The organism is Polynucleobacter sp. UB-Siik-W21 (genome assembly GCF_018687415.1).
GTDB lineage: Bacteria > Pseudomonadota > Gammaproteobacteria > Burkholderiales > Burkholderiaceae > Polynucleobacter.
Genome location: NZ_CP061289.1, coordinates 718,404 through 738,815 on the forward strand (window position 1 = coordinate 718,404; position 20,412 = coordinate 738,815).

At 46.0% G+C, this 20,412-nt stretch carries 18 protein-coding genes; 15 read left to right on the forward strand and 3 right to left on the reverse strand.

The window, feature by feature from the left end:
- The first annotated feature begins 217 nt into the window (after window positions 1-217).
- The 10 genes from scpB (C2756_RS03695) (at window position 218) to scpB (C2756_RS03740) (ending at window position 12,006) form a co-directional block, all read left to right on the forward strand.
- The gene (gene scpB, locus C2756_RS03695; protein WP_215320129.1) at window positions 218-901 is read left to right on the forward strand and encodes an SMC-Scp complex subunit ScpB; all 684 of its coding nucleotides are present in this window, start codon (window positions 218-220) and stop codon (window positions 899-901) included.
- A 6-nt stretch (window positions 902-907) separates the two neighbouring features.
- Window positions 908-2,680, forward strand: a complete 1,773-nt coding sequence (locus C2756_RS03700; protein ID WP_215320131.1) for a pseudouridine synthase — start codon at window positions 908-910, stop codon at window positions 2,678-2,680.
- A gap of 173 nt (window positions 2,681-2,853) precedes the next feature.
- On the forward strand, window positions 2,854-3,345 hold the full coding sequence (gene rimP / locus C2756_RS03705; protein WP_215320133.1) for a ribosome maturation factor RimP: 492 nt from the start codon (window positions 2,854-2,856) through the stop codon (window positions 3,343-3,345).
- Window positions 3,342-4,823 carry a transcription termination factor NusA gene (nusA, locus tag C2756_RS03710; RefSeq protein ID WP_071465019.1) on the forward strand — a complete coding sequence of 494 codons (1,482 nt, stop codon included), beginning with the start codon at window positions 3,342-3,344 and terminating at the stop codon, window positions 4,821-4,823. The genes rimP and nusA overlap by 4 nt, the downstream gene beginning before the upstream one ends.
- Window positions 4,824-4,836: 13 nt before the next feature.
- Window positions 4,837-7,575 (forward strand): translation initiation factor IF-2, encoded by a 2,739-nt coding sequence (gene infB, locus C2756_RS03715; RefSeq protein ID WP_215296708.1) that lies wholly within the window; start codon window positions 4,837-4,839, stop codon window positions 7,573-7,575.
- Window positions 7,576-7,585: 10 nt separating this feature from the next.
- A complete protein-coding gene (rbfA, locus tag C2756_RS03720) occupies window positions 7,586-7,954 on the forward strand; it encodes a 30S ribosome-binding factor RbfA (RefSeq protein ID WP_215296709.1) in 369 nt (122 codons plus the stop codon).
- A gap of 2 nt (window positions 7,955-7,956) precedes the next feature.
- A complete protein-coding gene (gene truB / locus C2756_RS03725) occupies window positions 7,957-8,868 on the forward strand; it encodes a tRNA pseudouridine(55) synthase TruB (RefSeq protein WP_215320135.1) in 912 nt (303 codons plus the stop codon).
- Window positions 8,869-8,902: 34 nt separating this feature from the next.
- On the forward strand, window positions 8,903-10,720 hold the full coding sequence (typA, locus tag C2756_RS03730) for a translational GTPase TypA (RefSeq protein WP_215296711.1): 1,818 nt from the start codon (window positions 8,903-8,905) through the stop codon (window positions 10,718-10,720).
- 255 nt (window positions 10,721-10,975) lie between these two features.
- The gene (locus C2756_RS03735; RefSeq protein WP_215320137.1) at window positions 10,976-11,191 is read left to right on the forward strand and encodes a hypothetical protein; all 216 of its coding nucleotides are present in this window, start codon (window positions 10,976-10,978) and stop codon (window positions 11,189-11,191) included.
- Window positions 11,192-11,217: 26 nt separating this feature from the next.
- Entirely contained in the window at window positions 11,218-12,006 is a 789-nt protein-coding gene (scpB, locus tag C2756_RS03740) for a methylmalonyl-CoA decarboxylase (protein WP_215296713.1), read from the forward strand.
- 22 nt (window positions 12,007-12,028) lie between these two features.
- On the opposite strand, the gene C2756_RS03745 is transcribed toward scpB (C2756_RS03740), so the two are convergent.
- Window positions 12,029-13,648, reverse strand: a complete 1,620-nt coding sequence (locus tag C2756_RS03745) for an FMN-binding glutamate synthase family protein (protein WP_215320138.1) — start codon at window positions 13,646-13,648, stop codon at window positions 12,029-12,031.
- Between the two features lie 114 nt (window positions 13,649-13,762).
- Between C2756_RS03745 and C2756_RS03750 the strand changes: the two genes are divergently transcribed.
- The 3 genes from C2756_RS03750 (at window position 13,763) to C2756_RS03760 (ending at window position 16,227) form a co-directional block, all read left to right on the forward strand.
- Window positions 13,763-14,677: a pseudouridine synthase gene (locus C2756_RS03750; RefSeq protein WP_215320140.1), complete on the forward strand. Its 915-nt coding sequence runs from the start codon at window positions 13,763-13,765 to the stop codon at window positions 14,675-14,677.
- A gap of 173 nt (window positions 14,678-14,850) precedes the next feature.
- On the forward strand, window positions 14,851-15,753 hold the full coding sequence (locus C2756_RS03755) for an AAA family ATPase (protein ID WP_215320142.1): 903 nt from the start codon (window positions 14,851-14,853) through the stop codon (window positions 15,751-15,753).
- A gap of 9 nt (window positions 15,754-15,762) precedes the next feature.
- Complete coding sequence (locus C2756_RS03760; protein ID WP_215320144.1) at window positions 15,763-16,227, forward strand: polymer-forming cytoskeletal protein; 465 nt, start codon at window positions 15,763-15,765, stop codon at window positions 16,225-16,227.
- Here the strand turns inward: C2756_RS03760 and C2756_RS03765 are convergent.
- Window positions 16,224-17,126 (reverse strand): M23 family metallopeptidase, encoded by a 903-nt coding sequence (locus tag C2756_RS03765; protein WP_215320146.1) that lies wholly within the window; start codon window positions 17,124-17,126, stop codon window positions 16,224-16,226. The two genes, C2756_RS03760 and C2756_RS03765, sit on opposite strands and share 4 nt — an antisense overlap.
- Window positions 17,127-17,207: 81 nt before the next feature.
- Entirely contained in the window at window positions 17,208-18,023 is an 816-nt protein-coding gene (locus tag C2756_RS03770) for an SPOR domain-containing protein (RefSeq protein ID WP_215320148.1), read from the reverse strand.
- 326 nt (window positions 18,024-18,349) lie between these two features.
- Here C2756_RS03770 and C2756_RS03775 point away from each other — a divergent pair, with 326 nt between their 5' ends.
- Both C2756_RS03775 and C2756_RS03780 read left to right on the forward strand, forming a co-directional pair.
- Window positions 18,350-19,354, forward strand: coding sequence for a tetratricopeptide repeat protein (locus C2756_RS03775; RefSeq protein WP_215320150.1), 1,005 nt, complete (start codon window positions 18,350-18,352; stop codon window positions 19,352-19,354).
- Entirely contained in the window at window positions 19,338-20,408 is a 1,071-nt protein-coding gene (locus tag C2756_RS03780) for a murein L,D-transpeptidase family protein (RefSeq protein ID WP_215320152.1), read from the forward strand. The genes C2756_RS03775 and C2756_RS03780 overlap by 17 nt, the downstream gene beginning before the upstream one ends.
- Window positions 20,409-20,412: the final 4 nt, after the last annotated feature.

The following is a 20,412-nucleotide window of genomic DNA, read 5'->3' on the forward strand; positions in this document are numbered from 1 at the left end:
TAGGCGTTTTGATGAAATATTGTGCATATGGCTATTGTATTGAGCCTACCTTATAATGGATTCACGGTGAACGAAAAGGACTTCGTTGTAGCGCGGGCATATTCCCTAACTAGAAATTATGAGATGGATTGTCCGTAGTCGCTAGAAAACACCAAAACCCATTACTGATATACATTTTTATAGCCTATTCAGGATGATTCCTGACAGCCCGACTTTTATGGACGATCACAACAAGCGCGTTATTGAAACAGCCCTCCTGTGCGCGCAGGAGCCACTTACGGTTGCTGACCTGTCTCGTCTATTTGTCGAGGACATCACCACTGCTGATATTGATGAGACATTGCTTGAGTTGCAGCGCGCTTGGGACAATAAAGGCATGGAGCTGGTGCATATTGCAACTGGCTGGCGCTTCCAGAGTCGTTTATCGATGCGTGAGTATCTTGATCGTTTAACGCCTGAGAAGCCACCGAAGTACTCCCGTGCAGTGATGGAGACCTTGGCAATTATTGCCTATCGTCAACCAGTCACTCGTGGTGAGATTGAAGAAATTCGTGGTGTTACTGTGAGTAGCAACGTGATGAAGCAATTAGAAGACCGTGGTTGGGTGGAAGTGATTGGTCATAAAGATACGATTGGCCGCCCTGGTTTGTATGCCACTACTAAACAATTTTTAGACGACTTGAGTCTGACTAATCTTCAAAGCCTACCTATGTTGGAAGATGCAGCGCCGATGGCTGCTGCTGAACAATTAGGTCAGGTTGTCATGGAATTTGATCCTACTGCCACAGTAGAAACCGTTGTGATTGAAGAGTCTGAAGAAGTGGTAGTTGAAGAAAGCTCCGAAATCATCGCTGAAGAAGTTACCCCCGACTCTGAAAATCCATCAGGCGAAATAAAATAATTATTAATGACAAGTTCTAACGAAAACGATTCAACTCCAGTAGTACCTGCAGCAACGCCATCACATACTGATACAGGTTCTTCTCATGCAGAAGGCTCTCAGGGTGAGGGAGGTGAGCGCCCCACACGTCATGATCGTGGCCCACGCCATCCTCGTCGCGCTGGAACAGGTAAGCACCCTTTTAATAAGAAGCGCCCCTTCAATAAGGACAAGCCTCGTCGTGAAGGTGAGACCTCCCAAGGTCCGCGTGAAGGTGGTGGCAATCATGCGGCTAAGTTAGCCCCAAATCCTGCAGACGTTGAAGCATTATTTGCTTCGGTGGTGTCCGGTGAGTTTGATGCAGCCCTTGATACGCCAGAAGCATTAGAGGTTAAAAATTCAGATGGTTTCAATGAGAATGAAATCTCTCATCAAACAGGTGCCGAGCGTCGCGCACAACGCGCACATGGTGCTCGCGAGGATGAAGATCCAGATGCGCCTACTGAAGAAGAGATGAGCAGTTTGCAGTTTACAAACATCGATGAATTGCCTCTCAGTTTGCGTGATGAAGTATGGTCTGACCTCGATGGTTTAGATGATGATGCTGATGACGAAGATACCGTCAAGCTCCATAAAGTGTTAGCAGATGCTGGCATGGGCTCACGCCGTGACATGGAAGATTTGATTGTGCAAGGGCGCGTATCAGTTAATAGTTTGCCTGCACATATCGGCCAACGTATTGGACCTACAGATCAGGTGCGCATTAATGGCAAGCAAGTGCATCGTAAGATTCAAACGAAGCCACCACGCGTCATTTTGTATCACAAGCCTGCTGGCGAAATCGTAAGCCAATCTGATCCAGAGGGTCGTCCAACCGTATTTGATCGCCTACCAAAGCCTCGTCAAGGTCGCTGGATCGCAGTTGGTCGCTTGGACTTTAATACTGAAGGCTTGTTATTGTTCACCACCTCTGGTGAATTGGCTAATCGTTTAATGCATCCGCGTTATGGTGTGGAGCGTGAATACGCAGTGCGTATTTTGGGTGAGCTAAGTCAAGACAACACTGCACAATTAAAAAGTGGTATCAAGCTCGATGATGGTCAAGCACGATTTTTACGGTTAGCAATGGGTGGTGGCGATGGTGCAAACCGTTGGTATCACGTTGCTTTAACAGAAGGTCGTAATCGTGAAGTGCGCCGCATGTTTGAAGCAGTAGGTCACACGGTTTCTCGTTTGATTCGGACACGTTATGGCATGTTCCTTTTACCTCCACGTTTAAGGCGGGGAAAATGGGAGGAAGTTGAGGCCGGTGGCATCTATAACTTGATGAAGTCTGCTGGCTTAAAAATGCCACAGCCGCAAGATAAGAGTCGCAATCCAAATGCTGGTGGACAAAGTCGTAATCCTGCTAGCGCAGATTTCCAACCCGATCCAATGCAAACCTCGGTTTCTTATTGGGGCTCACGCGATGCTTTAACCCTAGCGAGTGGTCATAACGGTCTGACTCACCAAGGTAGGGGCGGCAAGCCTGGCGGCGGTGGGTCTGGCGAAGGACGCGGTCCTTTCCGGGGCCGCACCCAAGGCGGTCGACCTGGACAGGGTGCTCAGGGCGGTCAAGGTGGCCAGGGTGGAAATGGCCAAGGCCGCAATAAAGGCAAAAAAGTACACCATGGTCAATCTGCATTTGTGACCGCCAACCCCCAAAGCCCTGGAAATGGGCCTAAGCGCGGCGCACCAAAAGGCCGAAAACCTTTTAATAAGGGCCCTAGAAAGCCCCGAAATCCTGGCGAAAGCTTCTGATTTCTAACAGTTTTCTCTAAAAATCAGCTATAATTTTGGTCTTGCAGCACAAACATGCTGCAAATGTTGTTACCGACTGATGTTGCGATCAACGTAAGTCGGCCTGTTCTGAATTTCGAGAATATGGGCTTTGAAGCCCATTTTTTTTTGCCGTTTTGGTTTGAAGGGAAGTTGTGAGGGATCAGAAGATCATCTCTGCAGAGTTGGAGAACTTGGGCTACACGCTAGTCGATATTGAGCGTGAAGCTGGAGGATTACTGCGCGTCACAATTGAAAACCCGGATTACGAGCGTTTGATTACTGTTTTGGATTGCGAGAAGGTAAGTCATCAATTGAGTTACACCTTGCCGGTAGAAAACATTCCCTACGAGCGTTTGGAAATTTCTTCCCCAGGCCTGGATCGTCCCGTAAAGACAGCAGTTGATTTTGAGCGCTTCACTGGAATGGAAGTAGATTTGAAGTTGCGTGTTGCTGTTGGTAGTCGTAAGAATTTTCGTGGTGTATTGCAAGGTTTGCTGAGTGGTGAATTGAATTCACCGGATGCGAAATTTGGTTTGGTATTTGAGGGTGCTGATGGTCAGCCCTCTCAATTGGAGTTTTCTTTGGCCGAGGTCGATAAGACTCGGTTGGTCCCTGTTATTGATTTCAAAGGAAGAAAGTCATGAGCCGAGAAGTTCTCATGTTGGCAGACGCCCTAGCGCGTGAAAAGAACGTTGATCAAGCCATTGTGTTTGAGGCGCTTGAAATGGCGTTGGCATCAGCTACTAAGAAGCGTTACGCAACTGAAGATGTGGATATTCGTGTATCTATCGACCGTGAGTCCGGTGAATACGAAACCTTCCGCCGTTGGTTGGTGGTTCCTGATGAAGCCGGTTTGCAAGAGCCAGATAAAGAGATATTGCAATTTGAAGCCAAAGAGCAAATTCCAGATATGGAAGTAGGCGACTATATTGAAGAGCAAATCGAATCTTTAGCTTTCGGTCGTATCGGTGCACAGGCTGCTAAGCAAGTCATCTTGCAACGTATTCGTGATGCTGAGCGTGAACAGATTTTGAATGATTACCTCGAGCGTGGCGAAAAAGTCATGACGGGTACCGTTAAGCGTGCTGATAAGAATGGTTTGATTATTGAATCTGGCCGTGTTGAGGCATTGCTCCGTCGCGATCAAATGATTCCTAAAGAGAATTTGCGTTCTGGTGATCGCGTACGTGCATACATCCTCAAAGTGGATCGTGAAGCCCGTGGCCCACAGATCGAACTGTCCCGTACTTGCCCAGATTTCTTGATCAAGTTGTTTGAGAATGAAGTTCCAGAGATGGAGCAGGGCTTGTTAGAGATTAAGGGCGCTGCCCGTGATCCTGGCATCCGCGCAAAGATTGCGGTGGTGACTTATGACAAGCGTATTGATCCAATCGGTACATGCGTTGGTGTGCGTGGCACACGCGTTACTGCAGTGCGTAATGAAGTGGCTGGCGAAGCGGTTGATATCGTATTGTGGTCTGAAGACCCAGCGCAGTTTGTGATTGGTGCTTTGGCACCAGCACAAGTATCTTCAATCGTGGTGGACGAAGAGCGTCACGCCATGGACGTGGTGGTGGATGAAGAGAACTTGGCAATCGCCATTGGCCGTAGCGGACAAAACGTTCGTTTGGCAAGTGATTTGACTGGTTGGCAAATCAACATCATGACTCCTGAAGAGTCTGCTGAGAAAACTGAAAAAGAAGCTTCTTCCGTGCGCCAATTGTTTATGGACAAATTGGACGTAGACCAAGAGGTGGCTGATATTTTGATTGAGGAAGGTTTCAATACATTGGAAGAAGTGGCTTATGTGCCATTGTCTGAAATGTTAGAAATTGATTCATTCGATGAAGATACTGTGAATGAGTTGCGTACCCGCGCACGTGATTCCTTGTTGACGATGGAGTTAGCAAAAGAGGAGCGTATTGGCGAGGTGTCACAAGACCTACGTTCCCTAGAAGGAATGACCACAGAATTGATTGCCAAGCTTGCTGACAATCAAGTACATACCCGTGACGACCTTGCTGAACTGGCTGTTGATGAGCTGGTTGAGGCGACACAAATTGACGAAGAAACTGCGAAAACGCTCATCATGAAAGCGCGCGAACATTGGTTTACTTCATGAGAGGAAGTAGTGCATGGCAACAACAACAGTAAAAGTACTCGCTAAGGAACTGAAAAGAACTGCGGCTGACCTCTTGGATCAATTGAAGGCAGCCGGGATCGATAAAGGTTCTGAGGATGACAGCATTACCGATAAGGACAAAACTGCCTTGCTCGAGTATTTGCAAAAAGCACATGGCAATACTGAAGCAGGGGCTCGTAAGAAGATCACTTTGATCAAGCGCGAGAACTCTGAGATTCGTCAAGCAGACTCTGCTGGACGTACTCGTACTGTGCAGGTTGAAGTTCGTAAAAAACGTGTGCTAGTAAAAGCAGGAGATAAAGCACCTGTAGCTGAGGAAGCTCCAGCAAAATCAGCTAAAGCAGCTTCGCCAACTAAACCAATTTTGTCAGAAGAGGAATTGGAAAAACGCGCCGCTGAAGCCACACGTCAAGCCGAGCTATTAGCTCGTCAAGAAGCAGAGATGAAGGCGGCTGAAGAAGCGCGTCAAAAAGAAGCTGCTGCTCCTGCCGAAGATGACAGCAAAGCTTCTGACGCTGCAGCTGTTGAGAAAAAAGCAAAGGCAGATAAAGCTGCAAAAGAATTAGCTGCTAGCAAAGAAAAAGAGTTGGCGGATATTCGTTCACGTCGTGCAACTGCTGAGGCAGAAGCCTTGGCCATTCGTGACATGATGAGTGCGCCTGCTCGTGTCCTGAAGGCTCCAAGCGAGATTGCTGCTGAAGATGCGAAAAAAGGGACTTTGCACAAGCCTGCAAAAGCAGAAGGTGCTGAAGATAAGAAAAAATCACCCGCTAAAGTTGGTGGCAAAACGATTAAGTCTTCCGAGACTTCATCTACTTGGCAAGAAGAGGGTGCTAAGAAACCAGGCGGCCTGAAGACTCGTGGCGATACCTCTGGTGGTGTGGGTGGTTGGCGTTCAGGTGGCGGTCGTAAGAAGCAGCGTCAAATCGCTGAAGCGAACGTCGATACCAACTTCCAAGTGCCAACTGAGCCAGTAGTGCGTGATGTGCATGTTCCAGAAACGATTACCGTGGCTGAGCTTGCTCACGCTATGGCAGTCAAGAGCGCAGAAGTCATTAAGTTATTGATGGGTATGGGCCAAATGGTCACCATCAATCAGGTGCTTGACCAAGATACCGCGATGATCATTGTTGAAGAGATGGGTCATAAAGCCCACGCTGCAAAATTAGATGATCCAGATTTAGATATTGGTACTGACGGTCATGATGCTGAATTGTTGCCGCGCCCTCCAGTGGTGACTGTGATGGGTCACGTTGACCACGGTAAAACTTCTTTGCTCGACAAGATTCGCTTAGCAAAAGTCGCCTCTGGTGAAGCTGGTGGTATTACTCAGCATATCGGCGCATACCACGTAGAAACTCCGCGCGGCATGATTACTTTCCTAGATACCCCGGGTCACGAAGCCTTTACCGCAATGCGTGCACGTGGTGCTAAGGCAACTGATATTGTGATCTTGGTAGTAGCTGCAGATGACGGTGTCATGCCGCAAACTAAGGAAGCGATTCACCATGCGATTGCTGCTGGCGTACCTTTGGTGGTTGCCATCAATAAGATCGATAAACCAGAGGCCAATTCAGAGCGTGTGAAGACTGAGTTAGTGGCTGAACAAGTGGTTCCTGAGGAATACGGTGGCGATGTGCCATTTATTCCCGTGTCTGCCAAAACGGGCGAAGGTATTGATGCTTTATTAGAAAACGTTCTTTTACAAGCCGAAATCTTGGAACTCAAGGCACCTAAAGATGCTCCTGCACAAGGTCTCGTCATTGAGGCGCGTTTGGATAAAGGTAAAGGTCCGGTTGCAACGGTATTGGTTCAATCGGGCACACTCAAGCGTGGCGATATGTTGCTAGCAGGTTCTACCTTTGGTCGTGTACGTGCTATGTTGGATGAAAACGGCAAACCCTGTAATGAAGCTGGCCCCTCTATTCCAGTGGAGATTCAAGGTTTATCCGAAGTTCCAGCTGCTGGCGAGTCAGTTCAAGTGGTTCCTGATGAACGTAAGGCGCGTGAAATTGCACTCTTCCGTCAAGGTAAGTTCCGTGATGTGAAGTTAGCTAAACAACAAGCATTCAAACTCGAAACCATGATGGAAAACATGGAAGAGGGCGCGATTGAAGCGAAGTTGTTGCCATTGATCATCAAAGCTGATGTGCAAGGCTCTCAAGAAGCTTTGTCACAGTCCTTGATGAAGCTTTCTACACCAGAAGTCAAGGTACAAATCGTTCATGCTGCTGTGGGCGGCATTACTGAAACTGATGTGAACTTGGCGGTTGCCTCTAAAGCGGTCATCATTGGCTTTAACTCCCGCGCCGATGCAGCAGCCCGTAAGCTGGCTGAGAATAATGGTGTCGATATTCGTTATCACAACATTATTTATGATGCAGTGGATGAGGTGAAACTCGCCTTGAGCGGTATGTTGACTCCAGATAAGAAAGAAGAGATCACTGGCTTGGTTGAAATTCGTCAGGTCTTCTTGGTATCTAAGGTTGGCGCTATTGCAGGTTGCTTAGTTGTTGACGGTATCGTTAAACGTACATCAAGTGTGCGCCTCTTGCGTGAGAATGTCGTGATCTGGTCTGGCGAATTAGATTCGCTCAAACGCTTTAAAGATGACGCAAAAGAAGTTCGTGCCGGTGTTGAGTGTGGCTTGTCATTAAAAGGCTATAACGACATTAAAGAAGGCGATCAACTAGAAGTATTTGAAGTGACTGAAGTCGCTCGTTCACTCTAATTGATTGACTATGCATAAGACGAGTCCGCATCGTAACCAGCGTCTTGCTGATCAGATTCAGCGAGACCTGGCCGAGTTAATTCCTCGCGAGTTGCGCAGTCCAAGTCTAGGTTTAATTACTTTGCAAAGTATTGAACTCTCGCCTGATTTGGCACATGCCAAAGTCTTCTTCACAGTGCTAGGTGCAGAACCAGAGCATGCTCTGAAGGCTTTGCAGGAAAAAGCGGGTTACTTACATTCTTTATTGTTTAAGCGTTTGCATATTCACACTGTGCCAACTTTGCACTTTCACTATGACAGCTCAGTAGAGCATGGCATAGAAATGTCTCGATTGATCGACCAAGCTCTAGAGAGCGATCATCAAGACGAGAATAAATAAACATGTCCACGCGTATCGACGGCGTTGTATTGCTAGATAAACCGGCAGGCATGAGCTCTCAGGGGGCGGTAACCGCCGTCAAACGCGCATTCAACGCAGAGAAAGCGGGCCATACTGGTACTTTAGATCCCATGGCTACCGGATTGCTGCCAATTTGCTTGGGTGAGGCCACCAAATATTCTCAAGACTTACTGGAAGCAGATAAAACGTATATCGCTCAAGTGAAGTTTGGTTCTCGCACCGACACTGGTGATGCTGAAGGCTTAGTCATAGAAGAATTGCCATTACCTACTTTTGAAAATGAAGCGGCGATTCAAAACGCATTAGATGGATTGCTAGCAAAATTTACTGGCCTCATTACACAAATACCGCCGATGTATTCTGCATTAAAACGCGATGGCAAGCCTTTATATGAATATGCTCGTGCTGGTGTTGAGCTTGAGCGCACTCCGCGTGAGATTACGATTCACAAGATTCGCTGGACGAATATTCAATGGCCAGAAGCTACTTTAGAAGTTTCTTGCAGCAAGGGTACCTATATTCGTGTGCTCGCTGAAGATCTTGGTAACACTTTAGGTTGTGGCGCTCATTTAGTAGGGCTACGCAGAACGGAAGTAGGTCACTTAAGTCTTGAGCAATCCTTTACGATTGAATCGATTCAACAGGCTTTGCGCGATAGCTCTAGCTATATCCTCCCGGTGGATGCGCTCTTGCAGACTTTGCCCCATCTGACGGTAGATGAGCAACAAGCTAAACGTTTAGAAATGGGCCAGCGGGTTCCATTAAACCTGGCTTCCATTGAAGCTTTAGTTCGTATTTATCGCACTACAGCTGCACCCCATAACTTTATTGGCACTGCTGATTGGCGCTCTGGAGTATTGCATCCTAAGCGTTTGATTTCGCAGGCAACTTAACCTTTTTACTGATCTTTAACCTTAGAAGCTTCACATGACTAAACGCGCACTTCGTAACATTGCTATCATCGCCCACGTTGACCACGGTAAAACTACTTTGGTTGACCAACTCTTGCGTCAATCTGGCACATTCCGCTCTAATGAAAAAATGACCGAACGCGTCATGGATTCAAATGATCTTGAAAAAGAACGCGGCATTACTATTTTGTCCAAGAACTGTGCAGTTGAATATGACGGCACACATATCAACATCGTCGATACCCCTGGACACGCAGACTTCGGTGGTGAAGTTGAGCGCGTACTCTCGATGGTGGATGGCGTGTTACTCTTGGTGGATGCGGTTGAAGGTCCAATGCCACAAACCCGTTTTGTCACCAAGAAAGCCTTGGCTTTGGGATTAAAGCCTATCGTGGTGATCAACAAGGTTGACCGCCCAGGCGCACGTTGTGATTATGTGATCAATGCAACCTTTGAGTTGTTTGACAAATTAGGCGCTACTGAAGAGCAGCTAGACTTCCCAGTCGTGTTTGCATCTGGTTTGAATGGTTATGCCGGTTTGACTGATGATGTCCGCGAAGGGGATATGCGCCCATTATTCGATACCGTACTCAAACATGTTCCAGTGCGCGATGACAATCCTGAAGGTCCTTTGCAATTACAAATCACCTCTATTGAATACAGTACTTACGTCGGTAAGATCGGTGTGGGTCGTGTAAACCGTGGAACAGTCAAGCCATTGATGGACGTAGTCTTTATGGATGGCCCTGATGGCACTCAGCGTAAGGGGCGTATCAATCAAGTATTGAAGTTCCGTGGCTTAGAGCGTGAATTAGTAGATGAAGCGCAAGCGGGCGATATCGTATTGGTTAATGGTATTGAAGACTTGGCTATTGGTACAACCATTTGCGCACCAGACGTGCCAGAAGCATTGCCAATGCTCAAGATTGACGAGCCTACCCTGACCATGAACTTCATGGTCAACACTAGCCCATTAGCTGGTCGTGAAGGCAAGTTTGTAACAAGCCGTCAGATCCGTGAGCGTTTAGACCGCGAATTAAAATCCAACATGGCATTGCGTGTTAAAGATACTGATGATGACACCGTATTTGAAGTGTCTGGTCGCGGTGAATTGCACCTCACCATCTTGGTAGAGACGATGCGCCGTGAAGGTTACGAGTTGGCTGTTTCCCGTCCTCGCGTGGTGTTCCATGAAGAAGACGGCGTCAAGATGGAACCATACGAAAACTTAACAGTCGACCTTGAAGACACCACACAAGGTGCCGTCATGGAAGATTTGGGTAAACGTAAAGGTGAATTACTCGATATGGTGAGTGATGGTAAAGGTCGTACTCGTCTTGAGTACCGCATTCCTGCACGGGGCTTGATTGGCTTCCAAGGCGACTTCATGACCATGACCCGTGGTAACGGTTTGATGAGCCACACTTTTGACTCTTATGCTCCGGCAAAAGAAGGTATCTTGGGTGAGCGCCATAACGGCGTATTGATTAGTCAAGATGACGGCGAAGCCGTTGCTTATGCTTTGTGGAAGTTGCAAGACCGCGGCCGTATGTTTGTGAGCCCTGGCGATCCTTTATATGAAGGTATGGTGATTGGTATTCATAGCCGTGATAATGATTTGGTTGTGAATCCCATCAAAGGCAAGCAATTAACTAACGTTCGCGCCTCTGGTACCGACGAAGCAGTGCGCTTAGTTACTCCAATTGCTATGAACTTAGAGTACGCAGTAGAGTTTATCGATGATGATGAATTGGTTGAAGTCACGCCTAAGAGTATTCGGATTCGTAAGCGCTACCTCAAGGAGCATGAGCGTAAAAAAGCTTCACGCGAATAAGCTCGCTCAAATGAAGTAACAAAAGCCACCTGAGGGTGGCTTTTTTCATTAACTTAGAACTTCTCTCAAAGGTAGATTATTGCCCCGCACAAGATTAGTGCGTCAGTACTAGCTATGCCCAAAATTGGGTTAAAGTCGTCAAAAAGAGGGCATTCTTAATATTTCACCTTAATCAAAAGGAATAATTTGGAGTTGCAGGCTATCTGAAAGTAGATTCACCTAGGCTAAATATCCTGAATCAATCAAGGAGTAAATATGGTCGTTTACATCACTCGCAATATTGTCGCCAGAAAGCGTCGCAACGATGGTACGGATCAAGGTTGCTTTCCACTACATCCCGGCAAGTATGAGGCTAATAAAACCAATGATGGCGCCCTCAAAATTCTTCAAGATGCAGGTGAGCCAGTTTATCTACTACCATTTATCTGGTGGGAGAAGATGGAGCTTGGGGATATCTTGATTGCGGCATAAGTAACCAAAGAAAGAAGAGAATTTAAATGAATTATCAGTACATCAAGACCGAGCAGGCGGATTTAATCGCTACCATTCGTTTCAATCATTACAGCAAGCGCAATGCTTTAAGTGAATGCTTGATTGAAGAAATGCACCATGCCCTTGATGTATTTGGTAAAGAAGATGTGCGTGTGTTGGTACTGAGATCTGACCAGAAGAATAAGGTATGGTCTGCAGGGCACGATGTGATGGAGCTGCCGAGATCTGAACGTGATCCCTTGCCAGCTGATGATCCTGTCATGGTCTTACTCAAGTCCATCCGCGCATTTAGAGCGCCAGTCATTGCAATGGTTGATGGCTCTGTTTGGGGTGCATCTACGGACCTAATTATGAGTTGCGATATTGCGATTGGGGATCATGACTCTACTTTTGCGATTACCCCTGCAAAGTTAGGTCTTCCGTATACTGCCAGCGGTATCTTGCATTTCATGTCCCGTATGCCACTAAATGTCGTAAAAGAAATGTTCCTAACTGCGGATCCGATTGGCGCTGATCGCGCCTTACAAATCGGTATTCTGAACCATCTTTATGTCTCGGGTGAGTTAGAGGCAAAGACTTATCAAATGGCTAGAACGATTGCCTCACGTTCACCACAAGCTAACTCCGTTCTTAAAGCCCAGGCACAAATGCTCTCTGATGCAGCTGTGTTGAATCCTGCCGTATTCGAGCATCTTCAATCCCTTCGTAGGAATGTCTATATGGGTAGCGACTACCGAGAAGGTATTACTGCATTTTTAGAAAGGCGTGATCCAATCTTTGGTCAGGCCAAGTAAAAGTTGTAGTGCACTAGACTGTTTAATGCTGTTTAGCGGCAAAGCTATCTGCTTGCGCAATATCCCAGTAAAGCTGAAATACTTTTGGCAAAGTACTACCTTCCTCATTAGATAACAAGCTGCCTGCAGCAACGTCTGGTAAGAGATCTTCAAGCAGCCGCACCTCATTTGCACTCACCCGTCGTACGATATGACGTGTGTTAATTTCAACTGGATGATGAAGGCCTGCTGCTTCCACAATTTCCTTGAGGGCCTTGAGTGTTTCTTTATGAAAGTGATACACACGTTCTGATTTATCAGTGACTACTAATGCTTTTTGTCGGCTTGGGTCTTGTGTGGTAACGCCAGTGGGACAGAAGCCGGTATCGCAAACTTGAGCTTGTATACAGCCGACTGAGAACATAAAGCCGCGAGCGCTGTTACACCAATCAGCCCCCAAGGCAAAGACAACCGCCATGTCAAAAGCGCTGATGATTTTTCCAGAGCAGCCAATTTTAATTTGGTCGCGTAAATTGGCTCCAACCAAAGTATTGTGTACTAGGCGCAAACCTTCTTGCAATGGAGTGCCAACGTGATTACTAAACTCAACAGGAGATGCTCCAGTCCCGCCCTCAGTGCCATCTATCACGATGAAGTCTGGATAAATTTGTGACTTCAGCATCGCCTTCACAATCGCAAACCATTCCCAAGGATGGCCAATGCATAATTTAAAGCCTACTGGTTTGCCGCCAGAAAGTTCACGTAAGCGCTGAATAAACGCCATCATTTCTAATGGGGTAGAGAAGGCGCTGTGCGAAGATGGCGAGACGCAAGCTTCACCCACCTTGACACCGCGTGCCTCGGCAATTTCTGGGGTGACCTTGGGTCCTGGCAAGATACCGCCATGACCTGGCTTTGCGCCTTGACTGAGTTTGATTTCAATCATTTTGACTTGGGGGTCTAGGGCATTCTCCGCATATTTTTTGGGATCAAATTGACCATCCTCTGTACGGCAACCAAAATATCCCGAGCCAATCTCCCAAATGAGATCGCCGCCATGCATGCGGTGATAACGAGAAATTGAGCCCTCGCCAGTATCGTGCGCAAAATTTCCTTTTTTTGCACCTAAATTAAGCGCCATGACTGCGTTAGCACTCAAAGCGCCAAAGCTCATGGCTGAGATATTAAAGATGCTAGCTGAATATTTTTGGGAGCAATCTTTGCCGCCAATCTCGATCCTAAAGTTATAGTCAGAAAGATGAGTGGGAGCGAGCGACTGATTAATCCATTGATAACCGGGTGCCATGACATCAAGCGTGGTGCCAAATGGACGTTTATCTGAAACTGCCTTAGAGCGTGAGTAAACCAGGGTGCGCTGGCTTCTGGAGAAGGGTGTTTTGTCGTTATCACCCTCAATAAAATATTGCCGAATCTCTGGTCGAATAAATTCTAATAAGAAACGCATATGACCCAAAATGGGGTAGTTGCGTAACACAGCATGCCTCGTTTGGAGGCGATCATGAATTCCGACGAGTGTCAGGAAGCCAAAAATAGCTAGTGGATACCATGCGGCAGTATTTACAAAAAGGCCAAAGATGCTGATCAGGGTTCCAGTAATACAAATTACAAAAGTGCTAAGGCGTATTGGTAGGATGGGGCTCATTTTGCGCACTCACTTATGTCTGTTTGATAGCTAAGTATAAGCATGCAATAGAATCAATAGGTGACAGTCTCTCTACAATTTCATCAATATTGCTACTGACAGCCTATCCAATTTATGAAAGTTAATGCTGAAGGAGTCTCTTCATCACGCATTTATTTGCCGGCTGACCAAGAATACCAAGATTTATTGGCTTTCTTTATTCACACCTTTCCCCATATTGAGTCTGGAGAATGGCGGACCCGTTTTGCTGAAGGTTTAGTCATGACCATGGATGGCGAGCCAGTGCATGGTGACGATCCTTATCAAGCGAATACCCATTTAATGTATTTCAGGCGATTGGCACGTGAACCTGAAATTCCTTTTGCAGAAGAAATCCTTTATCAGGATGAACATATCGTAGTTGCAGATAAGCCCCATTTTTTACCAGTGACACCCAGTGGCCTTTATTTGCATCAAACCTTATTGAATCGGCTTAAGAAGCGAACTGGTATTCAAACCTTGAGCCCGATTCATCGCATTGATCGTGATACTACAGGCTTGGTGATCTTTTCAGTTAGACCAGCAGAAAGAGCGCAGTACCAAAATCTATTTAGAGATCGAGCAGTTAAGAAGGTATATGAAGCGATTGCTCCCTACCATGATGAGCAAGCCCTCAGATTGCCTATGACTTATCAAAGCAGACTAGTAGAGTCCGAACACTTTTTGCAGATGAAAGAAGAGCGGGGCGAGCCGAACACAGATACTTATATAGAGTTGATCGAAGTCGATAAGCCCTGGGCTCGGTATCGCTTAACTCCTGGTAGCGGTAAGAAACATCAATTACGTAGTCATTTAAATGCTCTAGGTATACCCATTCGGAATGATCAAATTTATCCGCACCTGACGCCCTATCAAGAGTACGACCTAGATTTTTCTAAACCTTTGCAGCTCTTGGCGAAAGCAATTTACTTTGTAGATCCCATTAGCAAACAAGAGAAATCATTTCTCAGTAAACGAGAGTTAAGCCCGCTTTCTTCTGCTACAAAATAGAGTCCTCATTGATCAGGCAATCCAGTGCCCTAATCATGAACCTCTGTAAGGAAAATACTGACTTTTACATGTTCTTGCGCTTGAATGCGTGTTTTTAAGTTGAAGTTTGATCCGCAATTCCTTAATTTTTATGAGAAATTTGTTGCAAATTGTGATGCATAGCAATAGGATAAATGTCCTATTTCAGTAAAGCAGAGCGAGTGATTGTCATGGAAACGATAAAAGTGCTGGTAACAAATCGCAAAGGTGGGGTTGGCAAAAGTACGATTGCCGCCAATCTTGCTGCGTACCTAGCTCTTCAAAAAGGCTTAAAGATTTCATTGATTGACTACGATGAGCAGAGCTCATCTTCTGCTTGGATTAAAAAAGCTCCCAATATTGGTATTGAGACCTATCGCGCTGAAATGTCTTATCAAAGCGCAGGCATGACTCTTTTGAGTGCCAGATCTTCTTTGCGTAAATTTTCAACAGGTTTTGATGTCAGTATTTCTGACCTCACTTGGACGCCAAATATGGCTGAAAATTTTATGCATGATTTCGATATTGTTTTGGTGCCTACTTCAACCTCTAAGTTTGAATTAGCGAGTACTGAAATTTTTATCTTGGAATATGTATTACGTAATTCGCCTTTGATTTCTAAGAATAAACAAATCATCATGGCAGTGCCTAGTAGAGTCGAGACCAATTTTGCAGAAACTAGCATCTCCACCAATCTTGCCTCTTTAGGTATGTGCTACATAACCCCGCCAGTACTGCGTGCCAATGAAATTGATAATTTCGTCTATGAGGATTTTTTCTGCGTCTCCAGTAATGCCACTATCTCAACTTACTTCTGCCGCTTCGGTGAGTTTGTTGCGCAACAGATTTTGGATAAGAAGCGTGAGCGCGAAGCGCCTACTTCTAAATTAGGCGCTATTTATTCTGGTCTAGGCAAAGGTATTTTGATCTTAGATCGCTACCGTCAGAACAAAAAGATATCTGGCATGCAGGCTCGTTCTCAAATGCAAGCATTTAAAGCGAGCGAACAGAGTCCTGCCGATACTTCTATTCCGGCTTTTCTCAGCAAGCAAAACTAAAGAGGTGTGATGATGTTCGGTAAGAAAAATAATGAACATAAGTTCTCTGAACCTCAGATTGAATCTTTCGGCACGATTGTTGGCGCTGCTACTGAATTTCATGGCGCCTTGATGGTTTCCGAGAGCGTGCGAGTGGATGGCAAGATATTTGGCAATATTGAAGAGCGTGCTGGCCAAAGAATTACGATAGCGATTGGCAAGGGTGGTGAGGTACATGGCGATATTTATGCATTTCGCGTACTCATTGCGGGTATGGTGAATGGCAATACTTACGCGCATGAGAGAGTAGAGTTACACGCAACCGCCAATGTCCATGGAGATGTGACTTACGACACGATTGGAATTGAGCCTGGTGCTACCCTCAATGGCCAGATGATTTCTAAAAGAGCAGAGCCGAACACGACACCTGATTCAGCGACGCAGCTGCAAGATACGATCAATAAGATCAAGCAGGACGCCGGTATTTCTTCTTAGTTTTCCTTGTTGGCTGCTGGCTTAGTAAAAGCCAACACATCCATCGGATTGAGTAGGGCGCCATTCTTATAAACGCTGAAATGCAAGTGTGGTCCTGTCGAGCGGCCAGTATTGCCGACCTCTCCAATTAATTGACCGCGACTAACAGTGTCTCCTTGGCTTACTAAGAGTTTCTGACAATGCGCATAGAGGCTAGTGAAGCCTTCGCTATGCTTGATCTCAATGACGTTTCCTAATTCTGCATCGTACTTTGCCTTGGTGACAACGCCATTACCTGCAGCTAATACTTGCGTGCCGGGCTTGGCATTGAAATCAATGCCAGGATGAAAGGCAGGACTATTAGTAATGGGGTCTACGCGTGCACCAAAGTTGCTACTTAAACCATAACCAGCGGCCAGAGGTGGTTTTGTGGGCAATGGAATCAAGCGCTCGTATTTCTCAAGCCATATTTCTTTGAGGGACTGCATTTTTTTACTCAGACCTTCTGAAGACTCTAGCGTTTGGTTGATGCTTACTCGCAGGCTGGGATTTTCTTCAGAACGAATTTGATAAGGAAAGAGTGGTAAATAAGGACCGCCCTTACCAGTGCTGGCTTCGCTCTCTTTCTCTCTGTCTTTGCGCTTTTCTTTCATCGGCAGTGGTGTTGCCAGTGCAGCATATTGCTCGTTTATCTTGCTAAGCACATCTATTTTTTGGTCCATCGCCTTTAAAGAGCCTTGGAGCTTGCTGAGTTTTTCGCGATATTCTTCTTCAAGATGGAACAGCTCTTCTGAGGTAATCACGCCTCCCATATCACGTGCCATACCTGGATCGAATTTAATCGCAACCCTAAAGCCCATGAAATAGATAGCGCTACCAATCATGATGAACAACAGACCGAGTGCAGCAGCAAAACGCATTAGTTGAGTTTTGGTGATATTAAATTTTCTGCAGTGGGAGGTTGCCCCCGAAATCCAGATGATTTGCATAATGTGACTCGATTAGTTCTTAGAGCTTGCTTGTGAGGCTTCAATGATTGAGTTTGTAATGCCTTGGCTAGCCAATTTTTTGGATAGCGCTTCTGCACTTTGTTGTGTTGCTAAGGGTCCAATTCGAACGCGATAGATATTGCTGCCATTAATTTTCGCGGGATCAACAAAGCTGGTATAGCCTTTTTGATTAAATGCGGTTACCTGATCGTTGGCAATTTCTTTGGTAAAAAAAGCACCTGTTTGAATAAAGTATTTGGAGTCACTAGCACTACTTGTAGAAGCTTTATCAGGGGCAGCATTAGAAGAGGTTTGCGCTGGTACTGCAGCTACCGCAGGTGGGCTGGATATTGCTGGTGCTTTCTCAGCAGGCTTGATGTTGACTTTAGGTGCTGCTGCTTTTGGAGCTGGTTCAGTTTTATCAGTATTTTTGATCTCAGCCTGAGGGTTGCTCTTTGAAGAGTCTTTAGGGGTCTCGCTGGTCCCAAAATGCACTACCTTACGCACTACGCTAACGGAGTATTCACTCTTGGTTTGAGAATTTTCCAACTTGATTTCAGCAGTGCTACCAACTTTGCCACGTAGCACATTTTTAATATTGGCTGGATCCATCCCTTTAAGGGGTGATCCATCGATGCTAATCATGATGTCATTGACCTGAATGCCTGCCTGAGAAGCCGGGGACTTGTCCTCGACATGCTTAACCACAATCATCCCCTCCGCATTTTTGGTGTAGCGGATCCCAATAACGCCTTGCTTGTCGCCCTCTATATTTTGAGCAAAAACCAGTTGCGTGGATAAAAGGAGAAGCGCGAGGAGGTATTTCACGGGTTTGTGGGCCTTAGAAGCTGGGTCGTATTGCGAGATTGCCGATCAAGGCTATTTTAATGTAGTTGTCAGTTCATGATGCTTGACTTGAAGTCTTTTGAAAAGACAGATAAATGCTCACAAAAAATGGGTAAAAAATAGGTATAAAACCCTTTTTAGGAGTTATTTTGATCAAGCTTTTTAAAGGGGGCAATTGGGCTATAAATGCTCTAAAGGGCTATCAGCATTGATAATTTCTATGAAAATGCTAAAATCGACTGGATTTAATGCCCCTTTACCTAATGCCATCCATTTTTACTGCAGTCCATCCCTTGAGAGCTAGAAAGTTGTGCCTATCGCACAAACTATTGCAATGCCTCTACGGTGCTTTATTACTGTCATTGATCAGTATTAGCCCTGCGTCTGCTTATGTGTCATCCCAAGGAATAGAAGATCTCTTATTAAAAGGGGACTCCAAAGCGGCGCTTGCCCAGGCCGAGTCACTCAAAAAAGATCTATCGCCCATTGACTATGCCAATACCAAAGCTTCTGCTTTATTAATGTTGGGTCAGTGGCAAGAAGCCGCCAATCTCCTAGAGCCTTTCTATTCAAAAGATAGTTCTAATCTCCTCGTGGCTAATAACTATGCAGTTGCCTTATGGGGAATGGATAAAAAAGACCAGGCACGGAAGGTGTTAGAAAAAGCCTTAAATACTGCCTCTCCAGCTTTCAGAAGTTTGCGCAAAATTTATTCAGCACAGGCAGCAGAGGCCTATGCAAAAGCGCTCAATGAAAAGAATTCAGCTCCCCCACCCGTGCTCTTAGCTGCTGCTATTAATGGCTCTGATTTAGTCGATAAGCCTGTAATGGTGGCACAAGCCCCAAAGACAGCTGCCCCAGCACCAACTGCTGCCCCGAGCGTTCAGGCACCTAAGACTAGTCCTGTAGCCACTCCAGTGGTAGAGACTCCAGCCCAAGTTGCGGCAGCTGAGAAAGATGCGGCGCCAACTCCTCAAGAGCTTGAAGTGATCACTGCCAATATGGAAAATTGGGTCAAGGCGTGGTCGAGCAAAAACGTCAAGTCTTATTTGGCTTTTTACTCACCGAGTTTTTCGCCTGATAAGGGATTGTCGTATACAGATTGGTTGGAGCAGAGGAAGCAGAGGGTTGCTAAGCCGGGTGCGATTAATGTTGAAATCAGCATTATGAAAGTCGTTAAATCAAAGGGCAAAATTGTTGTAACCTTCAGGCAGAAGTACAACTCTGCAAACGTCAATACGAACTCTGTGAAGCTTTTGGAATGGGTTAATGACAAGGGCACTTGGTTAATTGCGCGTGAATTCAATAAATAACTTATCTCTCGATAGCGGAGCGCTGAAATTGCGTTGTAAGCTTTTATTGATTGCTTGCATCTGTATAACTCCCGTTGCTAGTTTGGCGAATGGGGACACTACAGTTCGGCAGGCCACTCAAGAATTGGTGCGCAATGGCAATTTAGATAAAGCCATGGACATCTTAAATAAGTCTGAAGTCGAACACCCCAATTTCCGTTTAGCAACATTTATGCGCGCTGAATTGTTAACTGCGCTGACCGGCGGAGCTATTGCAAATAAGTCCAAGAGTGAAGTGCGTGATGGGGAAGCGCCACAGAATCTATTGTCTGAGTTGCAGTTAAGAAACTCAGTGATTCCGAATTTAGTGGACCTGCGCCCAGCTCAGGTCTTAAAGATGCCTAAAAATGCAGATGTCATTTTGGTTGATGCATCTCTGTCTCGCGCCTATCTCTTGCGCAATAAAGACGGTGACCCAGTCTGGGAAAAAGATTATTACGTCACTATTGGAAAGTTAGGCGTGGGTAAGCAAAAAGAGGGAGATCTTAAATCACCTCTGGGTGTGTACTCCGTCACCATGCAAATTCCGAAGCAACAATTGAGATCTATTTTTGGTGCTGGAGCATTGGAGTTAAGTTTCCCGAATGCGCTTGATAAGAAGTTGGATATCAGTGGCTCTGGAATTTGGTTGCACGGCGTACCTAAAGATACTTACAGCAGGGCACCTAAAGCTTCTGATGGTTGCCTCGCTTTTGCTAACGATGATGTTCGAGAAATTATTGAGTTAGCGAGCAAGCGCCAATTTATTGTAACCGTAGTGCCCTCCGTTCAATGGCTCAAGAAAGCTGATTGGAGTGCACGCGCCACTAAGGTTAGTAATGAAATTGCCGCATATCGATCAGAGGGCCTTAAAAAGAAAATTGTTCGTCCACCAGAGGCTATCTACGCTACTGAGTCGACATCCACCTTGGTGATTGACCAGCCGATTGGTCAGGGCGAAGGCTCTGCAGTCTACCGAGAGTATTGGGATAAAAACGGTAATGGCTGGAACTTGAAGTTCAAGAGCCGTACCTAATTCC

Bases quoted from the DNA above. Each gene is read 5' to 3' on its own strand.
- scpB (WP_215320129.1), top strand. From the start codon at position 218: ATGGACGATCACAACAAGCGCGTTATTGAAACAGCCCTCCTGTGCGCG.
- C2756_RS03700 (WP_215320131.1), top strand. From the start codon at position 908: ATGACAAGTTCTAACGAAAACGATTCAACTCCAGTAGTACCTGCAGCA.
- nusA (WP_071465019.1), top strand. From the start codon at position 3,342: ATGAGCCGAGAAGTTCTCATGTTGGCAGACGCCCTAGCGCGTGAAAAG.
- infB (WP_215296708.1), top strand. From the start codon at position 4,837: ATGGCAACAACAACAGTAAAAGTACTCGCTAAGGAACTGAAAAGAACT.
- rbfA (WP_215296709.1), top strand. From the start codon at position 7,586: ATGCATAAGACGAGTCCGCATCGTAACCAGCGTCTTGCTGATCAGATT.
- truB (WP_215320135.1), top strand. From the start codon at position 7,957: ATGTCCACGCGTATCGACGGCGTTGTATTGCTAGATAAACCGGCAGGC.
- typA (WP_215296711.1), top strand. From the start codon at position 8,903: ATGACTAAACGCGCACTTCGTAACATTGCTATCATCGCCCACGTTGAC.
- C2756_RS03735 (WP_215320137.1), top strand. From the start codon at position 10,976: ATGGTCGTTTACATCACTCGCAATATTGTCGCCAGAAAGCGTCGCAAC.
- scpB (WP_215296713.1), top strand. From the start codon at position 11,218: ATGAATTATCAGTACATCAAGACCGAGCAGGCGGATTTAATCGCTACC.
- C2756_RS03745 (WP_215320138.1), bottom strand. From the start codon at position 13,648: ATGAGCCCCATCCTACCAATACGCCTTAGCACTTTTGTAATTTGTATT.
- C2756_RS03750 (WP_215320140.1), top strand. From the start codon at position 13,763: ATGAAAGTTAATGCTGAAGGAGTCTCTTCATCACGCATTTATTTGCCG.
- C2756_RS03755 (WP_215320142.1), top strand. From the start codon at position 14,851: ATGTCCTATTTCAGTAAAGCAGAGCGAGTGATTGTCATGGAAACGATA.
- C2756_RS03760 (WP_215320144.1), top strand. From the start codon at position 15,763: ATGATGTTCGGTAAGAAAAATAATGAACATAAGTTCTCTGAACCTCAG.
- C2756_RS03765 (WP_215320146.1), bottom strand. From the start codon at position 17,126: ATGCGTTTTGCTGCTGCACTCGGTCTGTTGTTCATCATGATTGGTAGC.